1 protein-coding gene is annotated in these 862 nt (G+C 76.7%); it reads right to left on the reverse strand.

Annotated elements, in window-relative coordinates; all coding sequences use genetic code 11:
• A partial coding sequence (locus tag AWZ10_RS12740) for an aminotransferase class I/II-fold pyridoxal phosphate-dependent enzyme (RefSeq protein ID WP_159058260.1) occupies positions 1–862 on the reverse strand: 862 nt, incomplete at both ends.

Consider the following 862-nt stretch of genomic DNA (forward strand, 5'->3'; position numbering starts at 1 on the left):
CAGGCCCCCGGCCGGCCCCCACCGTCGGCACGCTGAACGCCGACCCCCCGGTCACCGCCACCCCCCTCTCCGCCGCCGCCGCGCAGAACGTGTCGGCACGCCACGGCTCCGGCAACTCCCACCACGCGTAGTACGCCCGCGGATCCCCCCGTACGGCGAACCCCGCGAGATGCTCGGCGACCATCCGCTGCCGTGCCGCCGCGTCCGCCCGCTTCGCCGCGACCAGCCGCCCGACCGTCCCGTCCCCGATCCACCGCACCCCCGCCTCCAGCGCGAACCGCCCCGCCGTCCAGCCCCCCGAACGCAACGCGTCCGCCGCCCCCTCGGCCCGCCCCTCCGGCACCACCAGAAACCCGACCGTCAGCCCCGGCGCGACCCGCTTGGACAACCCGTCGACGACGAACACCCGCTCCGGCGCGAACAGGGCCAACGGCGGCGGCACGTCCTCGCCGAAGTCCCCTTCACCACGATCCCCGTCCGCCAGGAACGACCAGATCCGGTCCTCGATCACCGGCAGGTCCGCCTCCCGCACCACACGGGCGAGTTCGGCCCGCCGTACGCCGCCCATCGTCACGGACGTCGGATTGTGCAACGTCGGCTGCACGTACACCGCCGACAGCGGCGCCGCCCGGTGCGCGGCGACCACGGCCTCCGGCCGCACCCCCTGCCCGTCCGTGGCGAGCGGCACCAGGGTCACCCCCAGCCGACCGGCGATCTCCTTGACCAGCGGATACGTGAGGGCCTCGACGCCGACGCGGCCCCCGGGCCGGACGAGGTGGGCGAGGGCCGCGGCGATGGCCTGGCGGGCGTTCCCGGCGAAGAGGAACCGGTCCGGGGCCGGGCGCCAGCCGCCCGTGGCGAG

The organism is Streptomyces europaeiscabiei, assembly GCF_001550375.1.
Lineage (GTDB): Bacteria > Actinomycetota > Actinomycetes > Streptomycetales > Streptomycetaceae > Streptomyces > Streptomyces europaeiscabiei.